Below are 6,805 nucleotides of genomic sequence, written 5' to 3'. Positions count from 1 at the left end.
GGTCGTCCAGAGCCTCACGACCTCGCCGTGGGCGCGCCGCGCGAGTGCCGCGTCCCGTGCCCGTGTCCGGTCAGCGTCGCCGGTGCGGGCGGCCGAGGTGTCCTGCCGGCGTTCCGCCCGGTCCCGGTGCACGTCGGCGATTGCGGACTCGCCGTCGAGGAACGCCCGCAGTTTCGCGGCGAGTTCGCCGGTGGTCGTCGCGACGAGTCCGAGGCGTTCCTCGTACTCCTCCCGGCCCGACTGGAGGGTGTGGGCGATGTCCGCGAGCTCGGCCGCGGCGCCCTCGTCCTCGGTCGTCCAGCGCAGCAGCTGATCGGCCTGTGCCCGCAGGCCCGCGTCCGTCCGCGCGGAGAGGACGACGGCGGCGGGCCCCCTCTGCGGAGGGGGACCGTCCACGGGGCGGGGGCCGGAAGGTACTCCTCGACGATGACGTGGGCGTTGGAGCCCCCCGCCCCGAAGGACGAGATGCCGGCGATCCGCGGCGTCGTGGTGCCGTCGGCGCCCGTCGGGCGGCTCCACGGTGTCAGCTCCCGTGCCACGTGGAAGGGGCTGCCGTCGAAGTCGATGTGGGGGTTGAGCACCTCGGAGTGGAGGGAGGGCGCGATGTGGCCGTGCTTCATCTGCAGCAGCACCTTCGTCAGCGCGGCGATGCCGGCCGCGCTCTCGGCGTGCCCGATGTTGCTCTTGACCGAGCCGATCGCGCAGAACCGCGTCCGGTCGGTGTACTCGCGGAAGGCGCTGGTCAGTCCGGAGATCTCGATGGGGTCTCCGAGCGAGGTGCCGGTTCCGTGCGCCTCGACGTAGCTCACCGCCTCCGCGTCGACCCCGGCCTCGCGGAGGGCGTGGCCGATGACGTTGTACTGCGCGCGGGGGTTGGGGACGGAGTACCCGTTGGTCTTGCCGCCGTGGTTGACCGCGGTGGCCCGGATGACGCCGTGGACGGTGTCGTCGTCCTCGAGGGCGCGGGCGAGCGGCTTGAGCAGGACCGCGCCGACGCCCTCGGCCGGGACGTAGCCGTCACCGCCCTGTCCGAAACTCTCGCACCGGCCCTTGCTCGACGCGTACTTGCCGCTGCCGAGCATCAGGAACTTGTTGGGGTGCAACGACAGGTTCACGCCGCCCGCGACGGCCAGTTCGCAGCCTCCGGTGCGCAGGCTCTCACAGGCCAGGTGCAGCGCGGTGAGCGATGAGGAGCACATGGTGTCGACGGCCAGGCTCGGGCCGTGCAGGTCGAAGACGTACGACACCCGGTTGGCGATGGTCGACGCGCTGCCGGACAGCGTGAGGTTGCGGCCGCGCGCCTGCTCCTGGGCGCCGTAGAGCTGGTACTCCTCGTACATCACCCCCACGAAGACGCCGACGTTGCCGGGCATGCCGCGGTCGTCGCAGCGGCTCAGCGCCTCGCGCGTGTACCCGGCGTCCTCGAACGTCTCGTGCACGCATTCCAGGAACAGCCGTTCCTGCGGGTCCATGAACGCCGCTTCGCGCGGGGAGATGTTGAAGAAGAGCGAATCGAAGCGGTCGACGCCGTCCAGGAACCCGCCCCACTTGGCGTACGTCTTGCCGGGTGCGTCCTTGTCCGGGTCGAAGTAGGGGCCGTGGTCCCAGCGGTCGGCGGGGATCTCGGTGACGCTGTCGCGGCCCTCGGCCAGGTTCCGCCAGAACTCCCGGACGTTCCGTGCCTGGGGGTAGCGGCCGGCCAGTCCGATGACGGCGATCTCCGTGTCCCGGCGCACCGGCTGCCGGCGGCCGCGCCGCGCGACCGTCCGGCGGACGCGTCCGGACCCGGCCCCGTCAGGTGAGGCGCCGGTCTCCACCGGGGCGCCGGACGGCTCCCGGGCCTCCGCCGCGAGCAGTTCGGCCAGGCGCGGCCGATGAGCACCGAGGAAGTACCCGGACAGGGCGCTGATGGTCTGGTACTCGTAGAACAGCGTCTTGGGCAGTGATCCGAAGACCCCCTCCAACCGGTTGGTCAGGTTCATCGCCATGATCGAGTCGATGCCGTACTGCTCGAGGGCGTCGTCGGCGTCGATCCGCTCGGCGGGTACGCGCAGCTCGGAGGCGAGGAAGTCGACCAGGTACCGGCCGACCCGCCCCTCCGGCGTGCCCGCCGGGAGGGGACCGCCGTCCTCCGCGGCGGTGCCGGCCGGGGAGGCCGCCGCACGGTGGGGGAGTGTGCCTCCGGCCCGCTCGGCCGACCCGTTCGCGGTGTACGCCCTGGAGGTGAGCCCCCGAAGCCGGCAGCGCGGCACACCGGCGTCGTCGAGGAGGTCGATGTCCAGCTTGCGGACGCCGAGGTCGGGCCGGTCGTCGTGGCCGTACCGGACCCACGCCCACATCTGCGGGGTGCACGGCCCCAGGACGTCCAGCTCGTCGAGGGCGAAGGGCAGGTGCAGCGGAACGGGTGCGGAGTCCGCGGGGTCGCCGTCCCGGCCGAACAGTCCGACGGTGGACTGGAGGGCGGCGTCCAGCAGACTCGGATGCAGCACGTACCCGTCGGCGTCGGCCGTCGTCCCGGACGGCAGTCGCAGCCGTGCCAGCGCCTGCCCGTCGCCGACCGCCACGCTCTCGATGCCGCGGTGCGCGGGACCGTAGTCGAGACCCATCGACCGGTAGACGCGGTAGCAGTCCTCGGCGTCCAGCCGCGCGGCTCCGCACGCCGCCCGCAGCGCGGCCACGTCCACCGCCGCCGGCTCGCCGGCGCCGGTGAGGGCCCGCGCCGTCCCCTGGCTGTGCACGACGGCGTCCGCGTCGCGCTCGCCTCCCGGAACACCGGTGATCTCGAAGGCCACCTCCCCGGCGGACTCGGCCCCCGCGGCGTACAGCGTCGTGACCAGACGTGCGGCGTCCTCTGCGACCGTCGCAGGCTGCGCCCACACCACGTTGCGGAGGACGGTCCGGCGGGTGCGCCCGTCGAGCGAGGCGTCCAGTGCGGCCCGGGCCATCTCCAGGTACGCGGCGGCCGGCAGCACCTTGCGGCCGTCGACGACGTGGTCGGCGAGGAAGGGCTCCCGACCAGAGAAGACCGAGTCGAAGCGCTGGACGTCGAGGGTGGAGGTGTTGGTGTGCACGAGCGGGTGGAGCCGGCCGGAGTCGACGGGGCCGGGTGCCTCGGTCAGGTCGCCCACCCAGTAGCGCTCGCGCGCGAAGGGGTAGCCGGGCAGCGCGAGCATCCGGGGGCGCTGAGGGCCGTAGAGCTTGCCCCAGTCGACGTCGAGGCCCTTGACCCAGAGACCGAGCAGCCGGTCGAACTTGCCCTTCTCGATCCACACGTCGACGGTCGAGGCCATGTCGCCGTCGTCGCGGAGAGCGGCGAGCGCCTCCCGGTGCTCCTTGACGTTGCCGAGGTGCAGGTCCTCGACGCCTTCCTCGCCGGCGACGAACGCGGCCAGTTTCCGGATGAGTTCGGCGGCCGAGCCGACGGGCAGCGCGAGCCGCGCGTCCATCGCCTCACGTCCGAGCTGAAGGGTGTGGGCGACGGCGCCGAGGTCGTCGGCGGCCGGGTCCCCGGAGCGCAGCCAGTCGAGCAGGTCCCGGGCCCGGTCCCGCAGACGCTCGGTGTCCTTCGCCGAGAGGACGATCAGCCGCGGGGCGCCTTCGGGGGCGGGGACGGGCGTGGGGTCGGCCCGTCTGTACTCCGCCACGACGAGATGGGCGTTCGAGCCGCCGGCTCCGAAGGAGGAGACTCCGGCGATCCGGTCGCCCTCCGTCATCTCCCCGTCGCCGCGCACGACCGTGGGGCGCGTCCACTCGGTCGTCTCCCGCTGGAGGCGGAACGGCGTCCGGGTGAAGTCGATGTTGGGGTTGGACTCCCGCGCGTGCAGGCCGGCCGCGATGGACCCGTGCTCCATCTGGAGGACGACCTTGAGCAGCCCGGCGATGCCGGCGGCGGCTTCGAGGTGACCGATGTTGCTCTTCAGGGAGCCGATGGCGCAGTGCTGCCGGGAGCCGGTGTCCGACGCGAACGCCTGGGTCAGCCCGTCGATCTCGATCGGATCGCCCAGCTCGGTGCCGGTGCCGTGTGCTTCCACGAAGCTCACCTCGCCGGACACGACACCGGCGCGGGCGAGGGCCTCGCGCACGACCTCGGCCTGCGCGGCCGGGCTGGGGACGGTGTAGCCGTTGGTCCGGCCGCCGTGGTTGACGCTGCTGCCCCGCAGGACGGCCCGGATGTTGTCGTTGTCCCGCTCGGCGTCGGAGAGCCGCTTGAGCAGGACGACGGCCACGCCTTCCCCCGGCACGAATCCGTTGCCGCCGGCTCCGAAGCTCCGGCACCTGCCGTCGTCCGACAGCATCCGCTTGCCGGACATGAGGGTGTAGTTGGACGGGTGCAGGTAGAGGTTGACCCCACCCGCGAGGGCCAGGTCGCACTCGCCGCGGCGCAGGTGCTGGATCGCCTCGTGGACGGCGCTCAGGGACGAGGAGCAGAGGGTGTCGACCGGCAGACTCGGCCCCGTGAGGTCGAGAAGGTACGACACCCGGTTCGCCACCGACGCGAACGAGGTCAGGGGGTGGAGCTTTTCGTCGCGTTTCCACAGCTCCGGCCCGTACAGGTCGAACCCGGTCTTCGAGACGCCGGCGAAGACGCCCACCCTCCGGCGGTGGGCGTCGGCCAGGCGCTGCCGTGTGTAGCCGGCGTCCTCCAGCGCGTTCCATGACTCCTGCAGGAACAGGCGCTCCTGCGGGTCCATGCTCATGGCTTCCTGCGGCGAGATGGCGAAGAAGAGGGGGTCGAACTCGTCGAACCCGTCGAGGAAGCCGCCCCATTTGCCGTAGCTCAGGCCCGCCGCCACCGCCTCGTCGCGGTCGGGGTGGTAGAAGCCCTCCAGCGGCCAGCGGTCCTCGGGGATTTCCGTGACGCAGTCCCGTCCGGCGGCCAGGTTCTCCCAGAACTCCCGCAGGGTACGGGCCATCGGGAACCGTCCGCTCATGCCGATGACGGCCACCGCGTCCTCGGGGGGCGCGCAGGTGGAAGAGGCCGCCGCGGGCGCCTGCCGCTCGGCGGCGGTGGCCGTCGGCAACGGTCGTCGCTCGGCGGTGGCGGCCGTCGGCCGCGGTGCCGCGGTGGTCTGCCGCGGGTTGTCCGTCCTCGTCCAGTCCAGGCATTCTTGCCGGTGCGCCCGGAGGAGATGGCGTGCGAGGGCGTCCAGGGAAGTGAACTCGTACCACAGCGTCTTGGGCAGGTCGGGGAAGACGTCGGCGAGTTTCCGGTTGAGCCGGGTGACGACGATGGAGTCGATGCCGTAGGTGGTCAGCGGCGCGCGGGCGTCGATCTTCACGGCCGGCAGGCCGATGACGGCGCTGAGCGTCCGCCCGAGCCGGCGGATGATCCTCTCGCGCAGCGCCTCGTCGTCGATGTCCTCGGGGACGGCGGGGAGGGGGGCGGACGCGGCGGCGGCCGCCTGCTGCCGGAGCAGCGTCCGGCGCAGACGCGGGCCGTCGCCCTCGACCGCCATCACCTGGCAGTGGTCCGGTCCGAGGGACTCGTGGAAGACCCGGATGCCCGACTCGGTGCGTAAGGCGTGCATGCCCGTCTGCTGCCGCAGTGCCCGCTCCGTCTCCGTGTCGACCCGCATCCCGCCCTCGGCCCACAGCGGCCAGTTGAGCGAGAGGCTGCGTCCGGAACGCAGTCCCTGCGCGACCAGACCGTCCCGGTGGTGCGCGAACGCGTCCAGGAACGCGTTGGCGGCCGCGTAGTCGCACTGGCCGACGTTGCCCGTCACCGCCGCCGTGGAGGAGAACAGGACGAAGAAGTCCAGTGCGTCGTCCTTGCTGGCGGCGTCCAGGTTGAGGGTGCCGGCCGTTTTCGGGGCGAGGACCGCGCGCAGCTCCTCGGCGCTCTTGCGCGTCACGAAACCGTCCCGGAGCACCCCGGCGGCGTGGATGATGCCGTGGATGGCGCCGTGCTCACGCCGCACGCCGGCCAGGTAGGCCTCGACACCGTCCGGGTCGGCCACGTCGAGCCGGGTGTACTCGACGCGCGCGTGCGGACGGTACAGGCCTTCCAGCAGGTGTCGCCGGTCGCTGTCGAGCGCGGAGCGGCCGCTCAGGAGGACGGCGGTGTTCCGTACGGATCGCAGCAGGTCCCGGGCGAAGATCAGTCCGAGCCCGCCGAGGCCGCCGGTGACGACGTACGTGCCGCCCTCCCGCCAGGGCAGCGCCGTGTGCTCGGGACTCGGCAGCTCGTGCCAGGTCAGTACCTCACGGACACCGTCGCGGAAGCGCACGACGCGGTCGTCGCCGTGCTCGCGACTCGCCAGGATCCGGAGTGCGGTGGGCTCCGGACGGGCGGCCGGGTCGACGAGGAGCAGCTGGGGCACGATCCCGGGGTTCTCCAGGCCCGCACTCCTGATCATGCCGATCAGCCCGGACAGCAGGGCGTCCTCTCCCCGCGGGGAGCAGACGAGCTGAACCAGCGTGGGTGGCAGTTCCGGGTCGCCGGCCAGCGAGCGGAGCGAGGTGAGCACCTGGCCCGCGAGGTCGGCGTAGCGGTCCGCGAGTCCGGTGGCCCCGGACCGCAGGAGGCGCACATCGATCGTCGCGTCCTGCTGACGCAGCGCGTGTTCCAGTTCCGGCGGTCCGGCGAGGAGCACCACGTGTCCCGGCTTCCGCCCGGTCGCGGGGCCGTCGGCGGCCCGCCAGACCGGGTGGCACCGCAGCAGCTCGGCCGGCGGCGCCACGTCCGGCGCATCGGCGGACGATCCCGTGCCGGCCTGACGGTCTTTCAGGTACTGCTTGACGTCCTCCCGGGAGACGCGATCGGCCCTGAGATCCAGCAGCAGCCGTTCCAGCCCGTGGTCCATGA

General features: G+C 72.6%; 1 protein-coding gene. It reads right to left on the bottom strand.

What is annotated here, in order from left to right:
• Positions 1 to 14 precede the first annotated feature (14 nt).
• Positions 15 to 6,803, bottom strand: coding sequence for an SDR family NAD(P)-dependent oxidoreductase (locus tag GL259_RS39210; RefSeq protein ID WP_159538024.1), 6,789 nt, complete (start codon positions 6,801 to 6,803; stop codon positions 15 to 17).
• Positions 6,804 to 6,805: the final 2 nt, after the last annotated feature.

Source organism: Streptomyces sp. Tu 3180, from assembly GCF_009852415.1.
Taxonomy (GTDB): domain Bacteria; phylum Actinomycetota; class Actinomycetes; order Streptomycetales; family Streptomycetaceae; genus Streptomyces.
The sequence above is the reverse complement of the archived record's forward strand: the minus strand, read 5'-3'. Positions and strand labels throughout refer to the sequence as shown.

Bases quoted from the DNA above. Each gene is read 5' to 3' on its own strand.
- GL259_RS39210 (WP_159538024.1), bottom strand. From the start codon at position 6,803: ATGGACCACGGGCTGGAACGGCTGCTGCTGGATCTCAGGGCCGATCGC.